The organism is Nocardia sp. NPDC051321 (assembly GCF_044455225.1).
Taxonomy (GTDB): Bacteria; Actinomycetota; Actinomycetes; order Mycobacteriales; family Mycobacteriaceae; genus Nocardia.
In genome coordinates this window covers 239,844-258,412 of record NZ_JBITEM010000011.1, presented here as the reverse complement: position 1 = coordinate 258,412, position 18,569 = coordinate 239,844, and the positions used below count along the sequence as shown (strand labels likewise).

Here is an 18,569-nt window from a genome sequence, read left to right as displayed (position 1 = left end):
GGATGTTTTTCGGATGCGGGATATGTTGTGCAGCAGCGCCGTTCACCACGGAACGGTGATTTCTGGCATGCGGCGGGTGCCTTGGGCGAGCTCGTCGGCCAGGTCCTGGTAGGCGTTGCCGAGGTCAGCCAGTCGCGTGGATGCGTCGTAGAACAGGCGGTCGGGCGCGGCAGTCAGGGCGATGTAGGTGTGGATGGTCGCCTGCGCCAGCTGGTCGATGACCTGGCCCATCGTGTGGGTATGCGCTCGTGCCTCCGGGAGCGGTGCGGGTGTCATCGACGTCGCCCAGTCGTCGATCTCGCACATCAAACGAGAGCGATGCCAGTCGATCTCCTCGAGCTCGCACAGCGGTGTGTGCTCGCGAGTTTGATGCAGCGCGGTGAGCTCGCCGGCCGCGTCCAACAGCACGACGTCCTCGATCGGTGGAAAGCCCCTGCAGGCGGCCAGAACCGCGTCCTTGCCCGGCAGTCCCGTTCGACTATCCATCGACCGATGGGTGTTGCGACCACCCGTAAACACCGAAGTGCTCACCGCGTAAGAACAGGTCCACTGCGGCGCGAGTGCTCAGCAGGATCGCTCCAGGGATGTCGTCGAAGTCGAACCATTGAAGTGCTGAACAGCGCTCGGGCTCACGGTTATACGGTTCGCCACTCCAGGTATCGGCGTGGAAGGTGAACACGATCCGGGTACCAGCGAGCGGAGACCGGATGTGCACCGCCGACACCATGTCGACGTTTTCCCGACAAAGCTGCACGCCGACCTCTTCGTCGGACTCTCGGATGACCCCTGTAAGGACGTCCTCGTCGTGCTTGATTCTGCCGCCAGGTGCCTGCCAGTCACCGTCGGCGAATCCCGTATCGCGGCGGCGCGTCAGGAGTAGTTGTCCGTCTCTGACCATCACCAACTGCACCGCGAGGTTACAGGTCGGCGAGTCCGTCGCCGTGATCGGAATTGCGTTATCCATCGACTGTCGACTCCTTCGTACACCGGCGCCGGGCGCTCTGATCAATAGGGTTGTGCCGCAACGATTTTCGCAACGAGCTCGGACCAGCAATTAGCCGCCTTACTGAGCCTGACCTGTGCCTCGTGCACGCTGTCGTGGCCGACCGATTCCCAGTGCCTCAGTCGCTGGTCGGCGTCGACCTGTGCGGCGGCCATCTCGTCAGCGGCAACTCCCAGCGATCTATTGGGGCCGCGCCAGCCTGGTCGGCCCGGCAGATGGATAGCGACCCAGTTGTCGATGAGAATGACCAGCTCGGTCCTGCGACGGTCCACCTCGCCGCAACGGTGGGGTTGAATACGGCTCGTACGGTGAAGTTGAGCCAGGGCCGACCCGAGCTGAAGAATCATGTGGCAGCCGGGTTTGTCGCTACCAGCCTCTCGGAATGCCTCGGACATCTGGTGGTAGTCGGGCAAAAACTGGCGAACCGTGGCTCTGTTCGGCAACAGCGAGGAGAGGTCGTTTTCACGTGGCAACGCCGCCCTCGAAGGCATGCCGATCATCCCCGGCATAACGATCTCGGCGGCAGTGGTCGAATGCGGTGCGGTGTCTCATCGTGGCTGCTCCTCCGGCTGGTGCTGATCGGAATGTCCTGCTCCAGAATGGAATCCGGTAACCGGTCGGGCTATGTCGCATTTGGTAGGGCCTGTATGCGTCGGACGTATAAACGGGCTGCGGTGCGGGCAGTACGCTCGGTCCGCTTCACCCAAATTCGTCTAGATAGGTCGATGGCAACGCGTCGCAGACGCCATGGAAGGGAGCTGAGTTGAATATCGCGCTCGAACACAGTCAGGCCGCAAGGCCGCAACGTCATACGGTCACCGGAGATGTGCATCTCATACTTCGCCGGGACGGCAAGATGCTGTTCGGTCAGCGGCAGAACACCGGATTCGAGGACGGAGCATGGCACCTGCCTTCCGGGCACCTCGAGGCCGGTGAATCGGTGGTCGAGGCGTTGATTCGAGAAGCGCGCGAGGAGATCGGCGTGCGGATCGCACCGCAGAATGTGCACTTCAGCCACGTCATGCACAACGCCTCCTCAGGAGGGCGTATAGCGTTCTTCTTCGTCGTCGACACCTGGAACGACGAGCCGGTCAATCGTGAGCCCGAAAAATGTGCCGCGATCGAATGGTTCCACCTCGGCGAGCTGCCCGACCGAATGATCCCCTACTGCCGGGCCGCGTTGGACGGTGTGGCTGCGGGCGAGAAATTTTCGGTGTTCGGCTGGTAGATGCCGCTCAGTCACTATCGACGCCGCCGTCGATGACGTTTCGTCGCAGATGCTTACGACCTGTGCGGCAGTCCACGGGACTGCCGCACAGGCTGGCTAGAACAGTTCCCACTGGGTGAGCCGCTCGATCGCCTCCTGCAGGCGGACCGGGGTCATCTGCTTACGCTGCGACTCCTCGGGTGATTCTTGGGCGGCGCCGAATTGCCACCATGCCTGGCCGGTTTTGCGGTCAGTCACCAGGAAGCGGTCCTTGACCGCGGGGCCGCGCACGACCAATGAGACTGTGAACGGCTCGGCCACGACGGCATGCACCATCGAGTGATGCAGGGCGTAAGTCGTATCGATCGGTTCCTCCCGCACGTGCAGCACCGGCAGCTTCGCTGGGTCGATCTGGTCGTCCAGTTCAGCGTTGCCGAACAGGTAGTGGCGGTAGTGACCGCGAAGGATTCGACTGGCGTAGGACCAGCGATGGTTGTGCGGCCGATCGAAATATCCCGGCAAGAAGACGTGTAACCGCACCCGTATCCCTGTGTCAGAGTCGTTGAACAGCACGATCTTGTCCAAGATGTCGTAGTGCTCGCACAACCCCAACAGCTCGGGCCGGTTCGGAAGTGCTTCGAGTCGGGCGCGCACGATTCCCGGCTCGGCTGCCAGCCGGGCGAAGAAGCCGCGGCAGATGGTCTCGACATCGTTGATGTCGTTCCAGTCGATCCACGCCAGTTGCTCTGCGGCGCTTTCTATCTCGTTCATCTGTTCTCACTCCTCAGGCTTGGCGCTGGACTTCCACAGCCGACACACCGGCACGATGTCTTCGTACGCACTGCACGAGGACGCACCCATGACGACCTGCTCGGCCGGGCAGCCGCCCAGGCAGGCGCTGGCTTTACAACCGTCGCAACTGCTTTTGGTCAGCGCACTGGTGAACAGGTCGAACTCGTTGCCCTTGGCGCCGCGGTTGAGTTCGACGCGACCGTCGACCATCTGCGCGAAGTGCAGGTCGGTGTCGAACAGATAGCTGCATACGTAGGCGCGCCCGTCAGGAAAGACCGAGATCCGATCCAGGGTGCGTCCGATGCACCCCTGATACCCCTCGCGCTGATAACGCTCCATCTGGTCCCGGCGCGCGTAGGTCGGCTGATACCAGACCCGCGTCTTGTATTGGGGCGCAGCGCTGTTCAGGTTGTCACAGAAGGTGACCCATTCGGGCGGGGTCATCGCCATCTCGGGGTTGCCGTGCCCGGTACCGATCGTGCTGAACACGTGGAACTTCACCAGACTCACCCCGAGGGCGTCGGCGATGTCGAGAAGCCGCAGGACGTCGGGCTCATTGGCCTTGTTGACGGTGCAGATGATCCGGGTGTCGAAACCGCGCGTGGTCAGCTCGGCGGTCGTTTCCATCGCTACGTCGAAGGTTCCGTTGCCGCGGACCTTGTCGTGAGTCTCGGCGCTGCCGCCGTCCAGGCTGACCTGAACGTAGGCGAAGTCGGCCGGCGCGAGCTGGCGGAACTTCTTTGCCGCCGAGAGCTGGGCGTTGGTGGTGGTGATGACGTGCTCGTAGCCGATCTTCTTCGCCACACGCACCGCGTCACCGAAATACGGGTGCAGAGTGGGCTCCCCACCGAGGAGGGTAACTTTGCTGCTTCCGAGGCGACGCCATGTCGTGAGCGTCTCAACGATCTTGGGCAGCGGCATCTTCAGCGCACGGTCCAGGCGCTCACCCATGTAGCAGTGCTCGCACCGAAGCTGGCACGCTTCGGTGATGTAGATGTAGGCATTGCGGAATCGGCCGTAGGCGACACGATCAACCCGCTGCGGTTCGGCCATGTCGATGTTGCGGGGCATCCGGGCGTGGCCGTACCCGTCGGTGCGGACAGTGGGTATGGGCAGAGAGACTGAGGTCATGACGCGGCGCTCCGTGAAACGAGTAGCGGGGCAAGCAAATTCACAGCTTGTGAGATCGTCGTGGTCGTATCAAAACGGGTCAGCGGGATCCGCGCGGCGGCGAATGCCGCGCGGATCCCAGGGGCGGACTCGTGGTAGCGCTGCAACCTGGCTTTCAACAATCGGGGCGAGTCACCGCGACGTGGATGCAGCAGCCCACCGCACTTCGAGCAAATCCAGGGGTCATCGCGAGTAGCGATCGCCGGTAGGCGGGGATCGGAGATCGGGTCGTGTTCACAGCTGTGGCACACCTTGCGGCTCAGCGCTCGCTGCTTGAGCGTTTTGGCGTCGGTGACCACCTCGATCGCTTCGACCCGGCACAGCGGCGCCAGCGGTCGCAACGTGGCCAGCAACTGATCGACCTGGCGCGCTGAGCCGGGGAAGTTGTCCAACAGAACCGTGTGCGTATCGGCTTCCACGGTCGCGAAATAGCTTCCTACCGCTTCGGCCACGGTCAGGTCATCAATCCAACCCAGACGTCGACTATTGACCGCGGTTGCCGTCAACACGTCTTTCGGAATGTGTTCGCGCAGGCGGAAGATCTGCCTGCCGGGTGCGTTTCCGAGCAACGTCGCCAACGTCGTCTTGCCCGCAGCAGGCGGTCCGATGAGGGGAACAACTAGCGCCAGTCCCACAGCTTGCTCCTTCCCTGGGAACTTCTGGACGCCCCAAGGGTCTGACGGACCAAGTGCGGATACCATGACGGCCGCGTATGAGCGATATACATCGAACGCATACAGACAAACCCCTGGCAGTGGTAGCTTTCAGCGATCAGGGAAATGTGCGGGGGTCGGTACCCAGAATCCAGGCCAGGGGTGGCCAGATGACACTCAAGGCAGAAACGGGGCGGTACTGCGCTCGCTGCGGTGCCCGGCTGAGCCAATACAACACCGAAAATCTGTGCGGTGCTTGCGAATCAAACTATCGCGTCCGGCCTCCGGAGCTACCGCTGGCGTTCTGGCGGACCGATCAGATGCAGGACGCATTGGCGACCTGGCATTTCGGCCGCGTCATCTACGCGTACCGGACGCACCCTTTTCACGGCCGAGCCCTCCCGCAGGAGACGGTGGCAGGGTGGCTGGGGCTGACGCAGGCACAGCTGAGCAGAATCGAGAAAGGGCCTGCTCCCGAGCAGCTGAGCAAGCTGGTTCGCTGGGCCGAAGCCCTCCAGATCCCTGACCATCAGCTGTGGTTCAAACTGCCTAAGCGAAACGCCGATAGTCTCGATGATGTGAAGCGCCAGAGCTTTGTGCGAGGTGCCAACACACTCGGTATCTACGCGTGGGAAGTCAACAGTGACGTGAGACGACGGGAGTTCGGCAAGCTAGCCGCTGCAACGGGTGCCACTATGTTTGCGGAACCGTGGGGTGACCGAGGTGACCGAGTCGGCATGGCCGACGTCAATTGGCTGATCAGCCAGGTCGATGCGTTCGAGCGCGCGGACCAACGTGTCGGAGGCGCACCGCTGGTACTGCAGGCGGTTGAACAGCTGACGGAGGCAAAGAACCTGCTAGAAACCTGCTCATTCGCCGCGAATGCGGCGGACGAATTCACAACCGCTGTCGGAGAGCTTGCAGTGCTCACGGGATGGTTAGCGGTTGACGCTGACATGCACCCCCTTGCGCGCCAATGCTATTGGGATGCTCTGTCTCTAGCGAACCAAGCGAACGATCCGGATCTCACCGCGCATGCATGCCTCTACATTGCGAACCAATCGATTGCCCTTAGTCGGGTGGGTCGAGCGAGCCCTCATCACGCGATGAAGATGATTGATCGGGCACGTGACCTCATGCGAGGAAGACCTCCGGGGCGAATCCATGCCTTGATCGCTATCAGGCAGGCACAAGCTGAAAGCTTGCTAGGAGATCAGAAAGCATTTGGACGTGCGATCTCAACAGCGTGGCGCGAAGTCGACCATGCTGTCGAATACCAGCGGTTGGAGGAATGTCCAACGTGGTTGCAGTCCGTGAACCACGCCGAGGTACGTGGTCACGAGGCGCGTGGTTACGGCACCGTCGGGAAGTTCGAAAAGGCGGTAGAGCTTTTGGAACTCGCGGCCAGTGAGCAGCCAATGGTGCGTAACGCTCTGTACACGCGAGCCTGCCTGGCATCGGCGCGACTAGCGGCCGGAGATGTCCGCGGCGCGTTGACCGAGGCTGAGCCGATCTTGACCGAACTGGACAACACGGTGTCCTCGCCGCGGACACTAAAGGTTCTTGCACCCGTTCGGCGAGCGGTCGAAAGCGCGCCCTCGACTGCTGAATTCCGTTGCCAGTTCGACCGATTGGCGCGGTGATCACCGTATGAACAGTGAGCCGAGATATAGGTTTCAGCGCCTCGATTCTGCGCAGGCACGGCAGGCGCGTACGACTGTCGAGGACGTCTATCGACGCTCCTACATCGACGCAATCGCATCGGGTGACCCATTCGACTCGCCTGAGCAGTTCATGCATCGGTTCGACAACTACACCAGTGCCGCGCGCGACACGGGGTTTTCAATGATCATCGCCTGGGTGAATGGAGAGCCAGCGGGGCAAACCTGGGGATGGGTATTAGAGCCCAACGCGGCGTGGTGGCGAAATTTTCAGCCGGATGACGCGACGCTCAATGTCGGCGCATTTACGCACGAGGACGGGACAAGAACATTTGCGCTGTCAGAGATTATGGTGTGCTCTGAGCAAACAGGTCGCGGTTTGGCACGTGCCCTACACGACCGACTGCTCAGCAGCAGGACCGAACGACGTGCAACTCTGCTAGTCGAACCGGACAACCTACGCGCATATCGCGCGTACGAGAACTGGGGATGGGTACGTGTTGGAGTCACGAAGCCGAACTGGCCGAATGCGCCTGTGCTCGACGTTCTGCTTCGTGAGCTGACCTAGTCGGTCTGGCGGTCTACTGGTACGTCAATACTGGCGGCGGGTCGACGCCTGGTAGCGACAAGGATGTCCACCCATCACGGCGACGGCGCTGGGCTGGCGGCCGTCACGTTGTATCGAATGCCGTCACGGTTGCGAAAGGTGACCCTTGCGGAGCGCGATTGTGGACAGCTAGCGTCGATTTCGCGCCAGTAGTGTGCTAACCCCCTTCCACCACTGGCGTTTTCACAACAGAACCCCCGAGAGCCTTGATCGACCCCTGACAGGTCTCGGGGGTTCTGTTCGTTCCTACATCCCGCTACTCCTCATTCGGAGGTTGTTCATGAGTTACGGTCCTCACCTGGTCATCTGGCTTCAGATCCTCGATTTCATCGGCCGCGTCTTCGGCTCTATCTCCGCGGCCCCGCCGGGCTGACCCGCACCCGCAGACACACACGCACGGTGTCCGGCAGGGGACCAGCAGCCCCCGCCGCGTCCAGACCGAGCCCGAGCACTCGTCATGCCGATTGAGCGCACACATCACGCTCAACCCCTCGGGCCTGGCCTCCCGCACGAAATCCAATGCAATACCACCGATCTCGACGCCTCGATCCAGGAAATACGAGACCTGCGAGCCGCCATGGATCAGCTGCTTGATTCCCAACAGCGTGTAAGTCGCCCAGATCGGTTCACGCCCGCGTTCCAAATAGGCGCCGATATCACCATCTTCGGGGTACTCCAACGGTGTCGAGCTGACTCCGAGGCCAGCGACCAGCTTCAGCTCACGCTGGCGGCAGATCTCCTCCAGGCCGAGGTCTGGCCACATCGGAATCCCTTGTCCTGTAGGCGGATACCAGCTCATTCCGCGGATCGCGGCCATGAGTTTGGTGCGGAAGGCGTCGGGTTCGCTGTAGCGGCGGTACTCGGTCACCCAGTACCGCCAGCCGCCGGTGATCCGGTCGCGCCGCCACACCCCCGCGGGTAGCGCACGGCCGCTCATGCTCGCCCCCACACAGTGGCGACGTGACCGGTGTCCGGTGCTCCGGGGCGGGTGTCCCACCAGTGGATGTCCCCGCCCGCCGAGTCGATGAAGTACGCCCATCCGATCAGAGGATGGGCGCGAGCATCGGCGAGTGTGAAACGGTGCACCAAAGGCCCGACGGTGTAGGAGAACCCGTATCCGGGGATCACCTTTCCGGTGATCAGCGGCAGGTGCAGGTTGGTTTCGGCGTCGCCTGCGTCGAGTTCGGGCCACAGGTAAGCCCAGCCGTAGTGTCGTCCGGCGAGGGTTCTCAGGACCTTTTCGGTTCCGTCGCGGGCCAGCAGCTGCCGCAGGCGGGGCAGGATCGCTTGTGGGGTGCCGTCGACGTGGATATAGACACCGGTGGCCTTCTCGCCGCCGAGTCCGCCCACGATGCACGGGTCACTCATCGTTGTCTCCCGTAGATATTTGGTGAACCGGAAACCGAGGCCCGGCCAGGTGCTAGCTGGCCGGGACCCGGCCCGCACACCCGCGGAGTGTGCGGAACCTGCTGCGGTGCAGCAGGAGTCGAAATCGCCACCCCAGCTCGGGTGGCAAGTCATGTCCGGAGCTCAACTCCGGTGAATCCGTCGCCTGGCGTTCGCGCGAGCAGGCGAGCTCACTACCTCGAGGAGGCGTGGATGGCTGCTCCAGCTGGGCTCGACTGGGCGTGGGCGCAGAACACGTGCGGGAAACTGACTACCGCGCAACGCATTGCGCTGATGTGGGTGATGCTTGGCATGATGCCGGACCTCGTTGTTGATGTCGTCCGAGCCCGCACCGGCCACCACGGACCCGCCCAGCTCGAACTCGCCCACGCCCGGCTCCCTGACACCGCGCTCGCACAGGCCGCCGAGCGCGAGGCACGTACCGTGCTGTCACCGGCGATGCTCGAGCACTCCTATCGCAGTTACTGGTTCGCACGCGTGCTCGCGGCCGTCGACGGCGCCGACTACGACGACGAACTCGCCTACGTGTCGTGTCTGCTGCACAACCTCACCCTCGAACACCCCAGTGCAGGATGCTGTTTCGCGGTCACCAGTGCTCGCCGCGCTGTCGAGATCGCGTTGGCCGTTGGTGAGACGCCCGAGCGGGCACAAGACCTCGCGGCGGCGATCGCCGGGCACATGAGCTTCGGAGTCAGCGCCGATCTGTCGGATCCGACCGGTTTCGTCGCCGCCGGGACACTGCTCGACACCTTCGGTATCCGCCTGTCGGAGTTCGACCCCGTTTGGGTGCGCGAATTGCTGTTGCTGCATCCGCGGATGGGGTTCGAGCGCACGGTGGTGGCGGCGCTGCGGGCCGAATCGGCGGCAGTGCCGGCGGGGCGGACGGCGTGGTTGATGTCGTGGGGCTTCGCGCTGCTCGTCGGCGCGAGCGGGTTCCCGGAGTAGAGGGGCGAGACGACGAGAGCGCCGACCCGTGCTAGCAGGGTCGGCGCTCTCGTAATCACTTCACGAACGATGGATCAGCCCGCGGTGCGCACCCAGCTCGCTGGGCTCGCTGACACCAGCTTGGTCAGCTCGGCGGCGGTGGCGGGCGTGAACACCCCGCCCCCGACCGCCTGATGACCGGTCTTCCCGGCGACCCAGCCACCCGCCGGTCGTTCCCAGATCGCGATCACGTCGTGCTTGTTCAAACGCGGGTACCCGTGCTTGGTGACCGGCGTACCGATCAGCACGACTCGCGGGTCTCCCCTGAGAACACCCGGTAGGATCCGAACCTCCCAGGACGCGATCATCAGCGCCGAGAGCAGATCCCCGAAACCGAGGCGGTTATCCGCCATCAGCTCGGTGACAATGGACAGGTGACCGTCGGGGTGGCTGTGCCCGTTGCAGGACACGACCTCCCCACACCCGGCGCATCGCAGCTCGATGCTTTCCCGGCACGAAGTGGATTGCTCACTCATTGCGTACTCCATATCTTGGACACCTGCGATCGTCGATCGCAGGCAGATGTGCGACGGCCGGATCACCGGCCGTCGACAAGGTTCGATCGCTATCCGGACACTTCGGTGGATCGCCATGCGCTAGGAGCCAGCCCGCCAGCACTGAGCCACTGATCCAATTCAGTTACGCCTTGGACGAACTCGGCGATCACGTCATGGGATTTGTCCGCGACGTATATCTCGTCGAGTGGGTTTTCGCTGGTGCATTGCCTGATCAGCTCGCGCAAACACGCCAGGTGGTAATCGGGGTTCTTCATCACACTGCTTTCCTTCGATAGGGACACCTCCGGCCACCACCCTTGGGGGTAGTGGCCGGAGCTGCGTGGTCGCGAGCTGACAGCTCGCTTGTCGTCACCACTCGGTGGTGCGCCGACCCGTGCTAGCGAGGTCGGCGCACCAGCAGGTGGTCAACATGATCAGTGATCGGTGTGAGCCCACTTCGCCGGGGCGTTGGTCACCATCGCGACCAGATCGGCGGGGGTGGCTTGCATGAACAGCCCGCCGCCGATCGCCTGTGAGCCGGTGCTGTATGCGCCGACTTCCCAAGCGCCGGAGCGGTATTCCCACACCGCGCTGATCTCCCGCTTGTCCAACCGTGGTCGCCCGTACTCGTTGACCGGCAGGCCACGTAGGTTGACCCGCGGGTTGTCGTCCACCACGAGCTGGCAGATGGTGAACTCCCACCCGTATATCGACATCACTGTCATCAGCTCGGTGAACCGCAAATCTTTGTTGACGACCAGCTCTCTGATGACCCATTCGGGGCAGTGGTCCCCGCTCGCGTGCGCATCGCTGGTGCCAGGCGTGCATTCCTCATTCAACTTCGAGTACTCCATCTGTGTTGCCGATCGCCTGCAATGTTGTATCGCAAGCGTTTTCACCGAACCGACCTCCTCCGTGGCGGAGCAGGTCGGCCGGGATACGGCAGGACAACTTGTCCTGCCGCATCCCGGTTGGTGTGAATAGCTCCGGCCACAACTCAGGTGGTGGCCGAAGCTGGCCGTTCACGAGCCGATGGCTCGCCTGCCTCCACCGACGCGGGTGTGCCCGACATCGGCGGCATTGGCGCTACGGATACCCGCATCGAATCCATCGCCACTATTACGATGTGCAAGAGCCGTTTTCGTCGTCTTCGGCCACTTCTTGACGAACGCGGCGTTGGTGCGTTCCTCGTCTTCTCGGATCGCCACCGCCGCCGCCTCACCAGCCTCGCCAATGGCGTTGGCTTCGGCCTCGGCCAGACGTTGGTAAACCATGGCCGCGAACCCGTTCATGAACGCTTGGCGTTCACGCACGACAGCAGCATGGTCGAACGGGTCCTCTGGCACGTACTTGCTTGTCGCGGAAAGCATTTGCGGCATCAGCAAGCTGTAGAGAAACCGTGCCCGTTCCACGTTCCGGCGAACCCCGATGATCCGCTGCACCCCGCCACCGCAGTCGACACCACGGTTATGTAGCGGGTGAGATACCGAGGCCAGCAACATCATTCGCTGCTCTCGGTAACGGATCGGTAGGTCGAAACGCACGATGATGATCTGATTGTCCCGTGCCGATCTGCCCTGCTGACCTGAGCCACGTACTCGCATTTCGTCGAGGTTGTGCTTGGCCAGAAGCTCGTAGGCTTTGGACCGGAATGCTTCGGCCTCGGCGGGGTTGTCGGTACCTTCCGCCTTGGCGAAAAGCCCCCGCACACGCCGCATGATCTTCTCGGTGGATATCGAATCCTGCTCGGATTCCATGGTGTTCCTCTCCCGGAGCTGATTGGATGAGTGAGGCCCAGTTCGAGGCAGCTATCATCTGTCTCGAACCGGGCCTTCGACCGGCGTGGCCGGATTTCAGGCGGCCGTGCCTTCGTCGATCACTTCTTCCTCCACACCCGCGGCAGCGTCCTCCGTCGGGAGGTCACTGTCGCCGGGATCGGTGTCCTCCGATTCTGTGTCCGGTTCCTGATCTGTGTCAGGTACCGGATCGTCCTGCGGTGGTGTCGAACCTGCGGGCAGCCCTTTGGATTCCGGGTCGATGGTGGGCTCCGGGGCGGCCGTGTCTGGCTTGTCCTCGGTGCCATCCGTCGGCGTCAGCTTGGCCTGCGCTTTCGCGCGGGTCTTGCCGCCACTGCGGGTTCCCGCAGCCTTGGGTTTGGGTGGTTGCTCTTCCTCGATGGGGGTGAGGACCCAATCAGCGGTGTTGCGACCGACGTACTCCTTCAACTGCTCGGCGGTACGGTTCTGAAATCCGGTACCGTCCGCGCGGCTGTAGCCACACATCGCACCCATCTGAACCCATCCGTCACCGGCGAAGTGATGCCACGTCGCGGTCACGATCTTGCGGTTCTTGAGCGCGTTGCCGTCGGCGTCGACGGGTGTCCCGACGACGATAACGGCCGGTCGGCCAGCAATCACCTTCTGCACGATCGAGTACTGCCAGCCACACAGGAACAGCGCACCCGTCAGGTTCGCGTAATCCGGATTGTCGTAGAGCAGAGCCGATCCGAAAAACGGGTCGTTCTCCTCCGGCGCGATCCGGGACCCACACAAGTTGCAAAACGGCTGCTGCTCGTTCTTGGCCGGTTCCGGTGCCGGGTCCGCCTTGGTCGGCTCAGCCTTGGTGGGCTGAGCTTTGCTCGGTGCGGCCTTGCGCTGGCCGGTGGTGCGCGTGCGGGTGCTCTTGCGAGTGGACATGAATTCTCCCAGTTGAACATCTGCGACCGAGTGAATGGCCGCAGAAATGGAAAGACAGAAATCCTGTCTTGCATGAGTTCACACTGTGGAGTTGTCAAACGGCATGCGGAGGTCACGCAAGTGGGTAAAGCTGCGTGCGACTTCCCCCGTAATGTGGCATAGCTCCGCTGTCACCGGAATGCCGAATTCACCCAGAAAACTATATGAGTGAGCCGTACCAATAGGCTGATTGTTGGGGCGACCCGACCGTTAGTCCAAGGCAGGTACCCAGTGGTGAATTGGAGTCTGTGAAAGCACTTCCAGAACCAAGTAATCCATACTCATTGCAATAATGCAACCCCTGAATTCAAATGTCCTGGCAATGGCCTATCAATGACTTGGGGGCTCTGGGATCACTTGGTTGACTCACCACTGCCCTAGGGGGATTCTGGCCCTGAGAATGGCTCTCAGGGCTCAGGATGGGGCAGTGGGGAAACTGTTTGGGTGCCCTCTAGCCTGCCTCTGAGCCCTACCTGTAGGGCCTGCACAGTGAAAGGTTGCACAGTGAGGGTTAACCCATGAATTCAGCACCACTGAGCCCAGATGCCGGCCGCAGACCTGGCCAATCCGCAACGGGGAGGTGCCGATGATCAGTCTGCCCGGATACCCCACCTCCACCCAGCTGCTCGACGGGCTGGCCGAGGCCGGGAAACCGGTGATCCTGAACTTCTCCCGCGGCAAGGATTCGGTCGCGGTGTGGCTCGAGCTCGCCGCACGTGGGATCGAGGTGATTCCGATCCACAAGTCCATCGTCCCCGGCCTGAAGTTCATCCGCACTGACCTCGACCGTTACGAGAACTTCTTCGGCACCCGCATCATCGACCTCCCGGCGGACGCGTTCTGGCGAATGTTGTCCAACCTGGTGTTTCAGCCCCCGGAGCGGTGCGCGATCATCGAAGCCGCCGACCTGTGGGTGCCTACCCGTGAGGAATGGGACGAGCTCATGCGCGAGGCATTCGCATCCTCCGACACCTGGATCCTCGATGGCGTGCGCGCCGCCGACTCGGCCACCCGGATGCTGGCGATCAAACGGTGGGGAGCGGTCAAGCACCGCACCCGGCGCCAGTCCCCGCTCTGGGATTGGGAGACCCGCGAGGTGTGGGCGCGGATCAAGACAGCGGGGCTCGAACCCAGCCCGGACTACCGGATGTTCAAACGCTCCATCGACGGTATCCGCTACGACTACCTCGGCCCGCTGCGCACACATTATCCCGACGACTATCAGACGATTCTGAAATGGTTCCCACTCGCCGATCTAGAAATCTTCCGTGCGGAGGTCATGCATGCCGCTCCCTGACGAAGTCCTCGCCATCCTCAAATCCGGAAAATCCAAGGTAAAAGCCTCCCGGGAAGACATCGCCGCAGCATTACGCCGCCAGCCGCATCCCGACCCGCTCGCCGAGGTCCGTGACTCCTCTACCGGCGACCTAGAAGCCGACGTAAAAGCCGAACTCAACGCGCTCGGCAAAGGCTTGTCCGGGGCAAGTAAGCAGTGGGCCGAGAAGTTCGCGGCCATGAACGACTCGGAATTCTGGATAGCGATCTGCTTCCGCTCCCGCGAACAGAAAGACGAATTCCTCCGCAAAGCCGAATTGATCGAGCTCGGCGACAAATACCTCGACGGCGAGAAAGTCGCCCGAATCCTCGGTATCGAACTCGACAAGCAATAAGACCGATCTGGACCCGTGAGCCCCGGCAGAGCTTCTGCCGGGGCTTTCGCATACCCGTACCCAATATGCGATGAAAGGAGGACAAACGATGAATCGCTTCGCAGCAGCTGGCCGCCGCATGGGCACCGTCATCCGCGCGGCCGGCGCCCGCGCCCGCAGCCGCATCGCCGGGTCGCGCGCCGCAGCCTCTACGTCCGGCTCCTAACCCCTGCCCGGTGGCCCCACTGACCGGGGCCACCGGCACTACACCTATCGAGGAGGCGGAGACGCCCATGACCGCCCCGGACTACCCGGTCGTCCCCCTGCGCCGAGCGACCCAGCCGGTGTCGGTGTCGGCGTGGAAAACCAATCCACCGTCGTGGCTGACCGAGCAGGCCCGGCTGCTGTGGGAACAACTCGCACCCCACACCGAGCTCAACCCTGCCAATGTCGGCGAATTCGCCTGCTATGTCGAGGCATTGGCCGAGTTCCAGGAGGCCACCGTCATCCTCGGCGAAACCGGCCTGCTGGTCATCGACGCTGCCTCCGGAACGCCGGTACCGAATCCGATGAGCGCGGTCCGGGATCGCGCCGATCGCAAGATCGCCGCGTGGGCGGCCCGGTTCCGGCTCTGATGGCTCGACCGAAGAAGACCACCCCACCCCGCCCGCGGACCACGGCACGGGCTGGCGGATCACGGCCCGGCAAGATCACCGCCGACGATCAGCAACGGATCGTCGAGCTACATGCGAAAGGTAAGGGCCGCAACGAGATCGCCGAGCATCTCGGTGTCACTCGCGCCACGATCACCTATTGGGCTCGCAAACTCGAGTTGCGCTTCGATGAATCCCAAACCGCGGAAGCGACCGCAGCGCGCCTAGAACAGCTCAAACGCCGCCGCCTCGATCTCGCCGAGATGATCGAAGCCCAAATCCCCGCGTTGCACCAGCGGTTGTGGAGCCCGGTCACCACCTACGAACGCGGCCTGGACTCAATGATCCCGATCACCGTCCCGTTGCCGCCGCTACGTGATGTCCGCGACGGCTACACCGCGCTCTCCCTTGCCCTGCGCAGCTTCTCGGAGTTGCTGACCAGCCAAAGCAACGACACCGTCGCCGGTGACCGGTCGATGCTTTCGGATCTGTTCGGCAAACTCAAAGCCGCCGTCGACGCCGACACCGCCGATGCGGTTCACGATGAAGCTGCGGCTGGCGAACCGGTCGACGAGCCAAGCGCGGACGACGAGCTGGAGCCACCGCTGTGAGCGTGCTCGATGAACTACCGATCTCCCGCAAACAAGCGGTGTCGATCGTGCAAGCGGTGGCCCGCTGCAACATCTGGGAAGGCGCGATCCGCTCCGGCAAGACCATCGCGTCCATCCTGTGCTGGCTGATCTTCCTGTCCAACCCACCGGCCGGTGGCCAGTTCGTCATGGTCGGACGCACCCGAGAATCCCTAGCTCGCAACGTCATCGAACCCATGCGCGACCCGGCGCTGTTCGGCCAGCTGGCGGGACGAGTGTCTTACACCCTCGGGGCGCCGACCGCGACGATCCTGGGGCGCCGGGTCTACATGCTCGGCGCGTCCGATGCCAAGGCCGAGATGTCATTGCGGGGCCTGACGGTGGCCGGGGCTTACGTCGATGAGATCACCGTCATCCGGCCTGACTTCTTCCGCCAGCTGCTCGGGCGCATGAGCCTCGACGACGCGCGGCTGTTCGGCTCCACCAACCCCGACAACCCCGTGCACTGGCTCAAACGCGAATTCCTCGACCGCATCGGCAAACTCGACCCCGACGGTGAGCCGCTACTACCGGACTGGCGCACATGGCATTTCGAGCTCGACGACAACCCCGCCCTGTCGGAGAAACGCAAACTCCAATACAAGCGCGAGTACTCCGGATTGTGGTACCGCCGCTTCATCCTGGGGCACTGGGTCGCCGCCGACGGCAGCGTGTTCGACTCCTGGGCCGAGCACCTGATGGTCGACTGGGCCGCACTGCCGTTGATGCGGCAGCTAATCGCGGTCGGCATCGACTACGGCACCACCAACCCCACCCACGCCATCCTGCTGGGCCTCGGCATCGACGGGATCCTCTACGCCGTAGACGAATACCGCTACGAGCCCTCCACGATGAGCCAGCGCAAAACCGACGCCGAACTCTCCACCGACCTGCGCACCTGGCTCAACCAGTCCCACCTGCCGGATCTGCGCCAAACCCGGATGCGTGCCGAGCACATCATCGCCGACCCTTCTGCAGCGTCGCTGCGCGTGCAGCTGCACTCCGACGGCGTCGAGACCGCGGCCGCCGACAACGACGTCCTCTACGGACTGCGAGTGCTGACGATGCTGTTCGCCCGCAACCTGCTTCGCATTTCCACCCGCTGCCCGGCACTGCTGCTCGAGATCCCCGGCTACTCCTGGTCGACCACCGCCACCGAAGAGGGCGAGGACGCACCCATCAAAGTCAACGACCACGGCATCGACGCCCTGCGGTATGCGGTCATCACCACCGAACGCCTCTGGCGACCGGTGATTGGATTCGATGAGGTGCCCGATGCTGCCTGATACCGACATCGCCTGGCCGCCACCACCATTCGACCGCGCCCAGAAAGCCATGAAGACCTGGGATGCCTGGTACGCCGGAGACACCGACCGCCTCGCCGACATCTACCAGCGCTACCCGGCCTACCGACCCGCCCAGTTCTCCGGCGGTCTCGTCGGACGCATCGCCCGCTTCTTCTGGGGCCGCCCGAATCCCCAAGCCACCAAACGCCTCCACATCCCCCTCGCCGCCGACCTGGCACGAGGCTCCTCGGCGTTGCTGTTCTCCCAACCCCCACGGTTCGTCATCGGTGAAGACGACGCACGCGGAGACCGCAAACCCGCTCAAGCCCGCCTCGAGCTGTTGCTCGGCGGAGCCGACACCGCCGCCATCCTCCTCGAGGCCGGCGAGCTCGCCTCCGCACTAGGCGGCGTGTATCTGCGGGTCTGGTGGGACCGCTCGATCAGCGACCACGTCAACGTCGCCACCATGGCCGCCGACTGCGCCATCCCGCGCTGGCGATATGGCCGACTCGCTGGTGTCACGTTCTGGCAAGTTGTCGCCGAGGACACCACCAGCGGCGAAGTCTGGCGGCACCTCGAGTACCACGCTCCCGGCCGGATCCACCACGGCCTCTACCGAGGCGGACACGACCAGCTCGGACAGCGCCGCCAGCTCATCGAACACCCCGACACCGCCTGGGCCGCACCGCTGGTCGATTCGACCGCCGCCATCGCCACCGGCGTCGACACTCTCACCGCCCGCTACGTGCCCAACGTGCGACCCCACCGGGGCTGGCGCCACACACCCGGCCTGGCCCAGCTGGGGCGCTCGGATCTAGACGGCCAGGAACCACTCCTAGACGCCCTCGATGAGACCTGGTCGGCGTGGATGCGCGATATCGACCACGGCCGCAGCCGCCTGTTCGTAGACAAGCAGCTCACCCACACCCGAGGCCCCGGCACCGGGGCGACCTTCGATTCCGAACAGGCGATCTTCACCCCGCTGCCCGGAGCGGGCTTGGGCAGCCTCAAAGACGGAGCCCCACCGATCGTTCCGCAGCAGTTCGCCATCCGGTGGCAAGAACACAGCGAAACCGCCACCGAGATCACCGAACTCATCCTGCGCGGCGCTGGCCTGTCGGCCTCCACCTTCGGTGACCCCCGCACCACCGGACTGGTCACCGCCACCGAGGTCAACTCCCGCGACAAACTCTCCGAAACCACGCGCGACCAGAAAATCAACTACTGGAAAGCCGAACTCGCTCCGTTCGCCCGCACCCTCACCGAGCTCGACCGGATCCACTTCGGCAGCCGTATCGAACTCAAGGCCAACCCCGAGGTCCGCTGGCCCGTTCGTGCCCAGCTCCCGCCGCTCGAGACCGCCCAGCGGCTCGCCGCCCTCAAGTCCGTGGATCTCATTTCACTGGAACAGGCTGTGCGCGAACGCAACCCGAACTGGTCCGGCGACGACGTCAACGACGAAGTCGCGCGCATCCTGCATGAAGTCGAACAACGGGCCCGTATGCAGGCCCTCCAACCTCGTCTGCCGGGCAACGCCGCAGTCCATGACCAATTCGCGCACTGACCGCGAAAAAGCGGCTAGCCCGAAATCCACTGGGCCATAGCTGTTTCAGAACCACTCGTCATCTATTCCCGG

At 63.3% G+C, this 18,569-nt stretch carries 23 protein-coding genes; 10 read left to right on the top strand and 13 right to left on the bottom strand.

All coding sequences use genetic code 11. The annotated features are described in order from the left end of the window. Nucleotides 1-42: 42 nt before the first annotated feature. The 3 genes from ACIA8C_RS27035 to ACIA8C_RS27025 are packed head-to-tail and all read right to left on the bottom strand — an operon-like array spanning nucleotide 43 to nucleotide 1,512. Nucleotides 43-486, bottom strand: coding sequence for a DUF4254 domain-containing protein (locus ACIA8C_RS27035; protein ID WP_397139363.1), 444 nt, complete (start codon nucleotides 484-486; stop codon nucleotides 43-45). Beyond that, complete coding sequence (locus ACIA8C_RS27030) at nucleotides 479-964, bottom strand: NUDIX domain-containing protein (protein WP_397139361.1); 486 nt, start codon at nucleotides 962-964, stop codon at nucleotides 479-481. Before ACIA8C_RS27030 ends, ACIA8C_RS27035 begins: the two co-directional genes overlap by 8 nt. A gap of 41 nt (nucleotides 965-1,005) precedes the next feature. Further along, a complete protein-coding gene (locus ACIA8C_RS27025) occupies nucleotides 1,006-1,512 on the bottom strand; it encodes a hypothetical protein (protein WP_397139359.1) in 507 nt (168 codons plus the stop codon). A gap of 317 nt (nucleotides 1,513-1,829) precedes the next feature. Here ACIA8C_RS27025 and ACIA8C_RS27020 point away from each other — a divergent pair, with 317 nt between their 5' ends. After that, on the top strand, nucleotides 1,830-2,231 hold the full coding sequence (locus ACIA8C_RS27020) for an NUDIX domain-containing protein (protein ID WP_397139357.1): 402 nt from the start codon (nucleotides 1,830-1,832) through the stop codon (nucleotides 2,229-2,231). A gap of 96 nt (nucleotides 2,232-2,327) precedes the next feature. On the opposite strand, the gene ACIA8C_RS27015 is transcribed toward ACIA8C_RS27020, so the two are convergent. The 3 genes from ACIA8C_RS27015 to ACIA8C_RS27005 all read right to left on the bottom strand — a co-directional run bounded on the left by ACIA8C_RS27015 (nucleotide 2,328) and on the right by ACIA8C_RS27005 (nucleotide 4,873). After that, on the bottom strand, nucleotides 2,328-2,981 hold the full coding sequence (locus ACIA8C_RS27015; RefSeq protein WP_397139355.1) for a hypothetical protein: 654 nt from the start codon (nucleotides 2,979-2,981) through the stop codon (nucleotides 2,328-2,330). Between the two features lie 6 nt (nucleotides 2,982-2,987). Further along, on the bottom strand, nucleotides 2,988-4,055 hold the full coding sequence (locus ACIA8C_RS27010; protein WP_397139353.1) for a radical SAM protein: 1,068 nt from the start codon (nucleotides 4,053-4,055) through the stop codon (nucleotides 2,988-2,990). 74 nt (nucleotides 4,056-4,129) lie between these two features. Further along, entirely contained in the window at nucleotides 4,130-4,873 is a 744-nt protein-coding gene (locus tag ACIA8C_RS27005; protein ID WP_397139351.1) for a hypothetical protein, read from the bottom strand. A 122-nt stretch (nucleotides 4,874-4,995) separates the two neighbouring features. Here ACIA8C_RS27005 and ACIA8C_RS27000 point away from each other — a divergent pair, with 122 nt between their 5' ends. Both ACIA8C_RS27000 and ACIA8C_RS26995 read left to right on the top strand, forming a co-directional pair. Next, on the top strand, nucleotides 4,996-6,468 hold the full coding sequence (locus ACIA8C_RS27000) for a helix-turn-helix domain-containing protein (RefSeq protein ID WP_397139349.1): 1,473 nt from the start codon (nucleotides 4,996-4,998) through the stop codon (nucleotides 6,466-6,468). A gap of 7 nt (nucleotides 6,469-6,475) precedes the next feature. Continuing rightward, on the top strand, nucleotides 6,476-7,054 hold the full coding sequence (locus tag ACIA8C_RS26995) for a GNAT family N-acetyltransferase (RefSeq protein WP_397139347.1): 579 nt from the start codon (nucleotides 6,476-6,478) through the stop codon (nucleotides 7,052-7,054). Nucleotides 7,055-7,349: 295 nt separating this feature from the next. Here the strand turns inward: ACIA8C_RS26995 and ACIA8C_RS26990 are convergent, their stop codons facing one another. Both ACIA8C_RS26990 and ACIA8C_RS26985 read right to left on the bottom strand, forming a co-directional pair. Beyond that, the gene (locus ACIA8C_RS26990) at nucleotides 7,350-8,030 is read right to left on the bottom strand and encodes a hypothetical protein (protein WP_397139346.1); all 681 of its coding nucleotides are present in this window, start codon (nucleotides 8,028-8,030) and stop codon (nucleotides 7,350-7,352) included. Further along, nucleotides 8,027-8,461 (bottom strand): hypothetical protein, encoded by a 435-nt coding sequence (locus tag ACIA8C_RS26985; RefSeq protein WP_397139344.1) that lies wholly within the window; start codon nucleotides 8,459-8,461, stop codon nucleotides 8,027-8,029. The genes ACIA8C_RS26990 and ACIA8C_RS26985 overlap by 4 nt, the downstream gene beginning before the upstream one ends. A 231-nt stretch (nucleotides 8,462-8,692) precedes the next feature. On the opposite strand from ACIA8C_RS26985, the gene ACIA8C_RS26980 reads away from it, so the two are divergent. Next, on the top strand, nucleotides 8,693-9,445 hold the full coding sequence (locus ACIA8C_RS26980; protein ID WP_397139342.1) for a phosphohydrolase: 753 nt from the start codon (nucleotides 8,693-8,695) through the stop codon (nucleotides 9,443-9,445). Between the two features lie 74 nt (nucleotides 9,446-9,519). On the opposite strand, the gene ACIA8C_RS26975 is transcribed toward ACIA8C_RS26980, so the two are convergent. The 5 genes from ACIA8C_RS26975 to ACIA8C_RS26955 form a co-directional block, all read right to left on the bottom strand. Next, a complete protein-coding gene (locus tag ACIA8C_RS26975; RefSeq protein ID WP_397139340.1) occupies nucleotides 9,520-9,960 on the bottom strand; it encodes a hypothetical protein in 441 nt (146 codons plus the stop codon). 89 nt (nucleotides 9,961-10,049) lie between these two features. Next, nucleotides 10,050-10,256 (bottom strand): hypothetical protein, encoded by a 207-nt coding sequence (locus ACIA8C_RS26970; protein ID WP_397139338.1) that lies wholly within the window; start codon nucleotides 10,254-10,256, stop codon nucleotides 10,050-10,052. A 159-nt stretch (nucleotides 10,257-10,415) separates the two neighbouring features. Continuing rightward, nucleotides 10,416-10,820, bottom strand: a complete 405-nt coding sequence (locus tag ACIA8C_RS26965) for a hypothetical protein (RefSeq protein ID WP_397139336.1) — start codon at nucleotides 10,818-10,820, stop codon at nucleotides 10,416-10,418. Between the two features lie 183 nt (nucleotides 10,821-11,003). After that, nucleotides 11,004-11,738, bottom strand: a complete 735-nt coding sequence (locus tag ACIA8C_RS26960; protein ID WP_397139334.1) for a DUF2786 domain-containing protein — start codon at nucleotides 11,736-11,738, stop codon at nucleotides 11,004-11,006. 96 nt (nucleotides 11,739-11,834) lie between these two features. Next, nucleotides 11,835-12,677, bottom strand: coding sequence for a hypothetical protein (locus ACIA8C_RS26955; protein WP_397139332.1), 843 nt, complete (start codon nucleotides 12,675-12,677; stop codon nucleotides 11,835-11,837). 625 nt (nucleotides 12,678-13,302) lie between these two features. Between ACIA8C_RS26955 and ACIA8C_RS26950 the strand changes: the two genes are divergently transcribed. The 6 genes from ACIA8C_RS26950 (at nucleotide 13,303) to ACIA8C_RS26925 (ending at nucleotide 18,497) form a co-directional block, all read left to right on the top strand. Continuing rightward, the gene (locus tag ACIA8C_RS26950) at nucleotides 13,303-14,013 is read left to right on the top strand and encodes a hypothetical protein (RefSeq protein ID WP_397139330.1); all 711 of its coding nucleotides are present in this window, start codon (nucleotides 13,303-13,305) and stop codon (nucleotides 14,011-14,013) included. Further along, nucleotides 14,000-14,386, top strand: coding sequence for a hypothetical protein (locus tag ACIA8C_RS26945; RefSeq protein WP_397139328.1), 387 nt, complete (start codon nucleotides 14,000-14,002; stop codon nucleotides 14,384-14,386). Before ACIA8C_RS26950 ends, ACIA8C_RS26945 begins: the two co-directional genes overlap by 14 nt. Before the next feature lie 272 nt (nucleotides 14,387-14,658). Next, nucleotides 14,659-15,000 carry a P27 family phage terminase small subunit gene (locus tag ACIA8C_RS26940; protein WP_397139326.1) on the top strand — a complete coding sequence of 114 codons (342 nt, stop codon included), beginning with the start codon at nucleotides 14,659-14,661 and terminating at the stop codon, nucleotides 14,998-15,000. Further along, nucleotides 15,000-15,629 carry a helix-turn-helix domain-containing protein gene (locus ACIA8C_RS26935; protein ID WP_397139324.1) on the top strand — a complete coding sequence of 210 codons (630 nt, stop codon included), beginning with the start codon at nucleotides 15,000-15,002 and terminating at the stop codon, nucleotides 15,627-15,629. The genes ACIA8C_RS26940 and ACIA8C_RS26935 overlap by 1 nt, the downstream gene beginning before the upstream one ends. Beyond that, a complete protein-coding gene (locus tag ACIA8C_RS26930; RefSeq protein ID WP_397139322.1) occupies nucleotides 15,626-16,933 on the top strand; it encodes a PBSX family phage terminase large subunit in 1,308 nt (435 codons plus the stop codon). The genes ACIA8C_RS26935 and ACIA8C_RS26930 overlap by 4 nt, the downstream gene beginning before the upstream one ends. Further along, nucleotides 16,923-18,497, top strand: a complete 1,575-nt coding sequence (locus ACIA8C_RS26925) for a phage portal protein (RefSeq protein WP_397139320.1) — start codon at nucleotides 16,923-16,925, stop codon at nucleotides 18,495-18,497. Before ACIA8C_RS26930 ends, ACIA8C_RS26925 begins: the two co-directional genes overlap by 11 nt. Nucleotides 18,498-18,569: the final 72 nt, after the last annotated feature.

Coding starts and splice junctions, on each gene's coding strand:
- ACIA8C_RS27035 (WP_397139363.1), bottom strand. CDS start 486: ATGGATAGTCGAACGGGACTGCCGGGCAAGGACGCGGTTCTGGCCGCC.
- ACIA8C_RS27030 (WP_397139361.1), bottom strand. CDS start 964: ATGGATAACGCAATTCCGATCACGGCGACGGACTCGCCGACCTGTAAC.
- ACIA8C_RS27025 (WP_397139359.1), bottom strand. CDS start 1,512: ATGCCGGGGATGATCGGCATGCCTTCGAGGGCGGCGTTGCCACGTGAA.
- ACIA8C_RS27015 (WP_397139355.1), bottom strand. CDS start 2,981: ATGAACGAGATAGAAAGCGCCGCAGAGCAACTGGCGTGGATCGACTGG.
- ACIA8C_RS27010 (WP_397139353.1), bottom strand. CDS start 4,055: ATGGCCGAACCGCAGCGGGTTGATCGTGTCGCCTACGGCCGATTCCGC.
- ACIA8C_RS27005 (WP_397139351.1), bottom strand. CDS start 4,873: ATGGTATCCGCACTTGGTCCGTCAGACCCTTGGGGCGTCCAGAAGTTC.
- ACIA8C_RS27000 (WP_397139349.1), top strand. CDS start 4,996: ATGACACTCAAGGCAGAAACGGGGCGGTACTGCGCTCGCTGCGGTGCC.
- ACIA8C_RS26995 (WP_397139347.1), top strand. CDS start 6,476: ATGAACAGTGAGCCGAGATATAGGTTTCAGCGCCTCGATTCTGCGCAG.
- ACIA8C_RS26990 (WP_397139346.1), bottom strand. CDS start 8,030: ATGAGCGGCCGTGCGCTACCCGCGGGGGTGTGGCGGCGCGACCGGATC.
- ACIA8C_RS26985 (WP_397139344.1), bottom strand. CDS start 8,461: ATGAGTGACCCGTGCATCGTGGGCGGACTCGGCGGCGAGAAGGCCACC.
- ACIA8C_RS26980 (WP_397139342.1), top strand. CDS start 8,693: ATGGCTGCTCCAGCTGGGCTCGACTGGGCGTGGGCGCAGAACACGTGC.
- ACIA8C_RS26975 (WP_397139340.1), bottom strand. CDS start 9,960: ATGAGTGAGCAATCCACTTCGTGCCGGGAAAGCATCGAGCTGCGATGC.
- ACIA8C_RS26970 (WP_397139338.1), bottom strand. CDS start 10,256: ATGAAGAACCCCGATTACCACCTGGCGTGTTTGCGCGAGCTGATCAGG.
- ACIA8C_RS26960 (WP_397139334.1), bottom strand. CDS start 11,738: ATGGAATCCGAGCAGGATTCGATATCCACCGAGAAGATCATGCGGCGT.
- ACIA8C_RS26955 (WP_397139332.1), bottom strand. CDS start 12,677: ATGTCCACTCGCAAGAGCACCCGCACGCGCACCACCGGCCAGCGCAAG.
- ACIA8C_RS26950 (WP_397139330.1), top strand. CDS start 13,303: ATGATCAGTCTGCCCGGATACCCCACCTCCACCCAGCTGCTCGACGGG.
- ACIA8C_RS26945 (WP_397139328.1), top strand. CDS start 14,000: ATGCCGCTCCCTGACGAAGTCCTCGCCATCCTCAAATCCGGAAAATCC.
- ACIA8C_RS26940 (WP_397139326.1), top strand. CDS start 14,659: ATGACCGCCCCGGACTACCCGGTCGTCCCCCTGCGCCGAGCGACCCAG.
- ACIA8C_RS26935 (WP_397139324.1), top strand. CDS start 15,000: ATGGCTCGACCGAAGAAGACCACCCCACCCCGCCCGCGGACCACGGCA.
- ACIA8C_RS26925 (WP_397139320.1), top strand. CDS start 16,923: ATGCTGCCTGATACCGACATCGCCTGGCCGCCACCACCATTCGACCGC.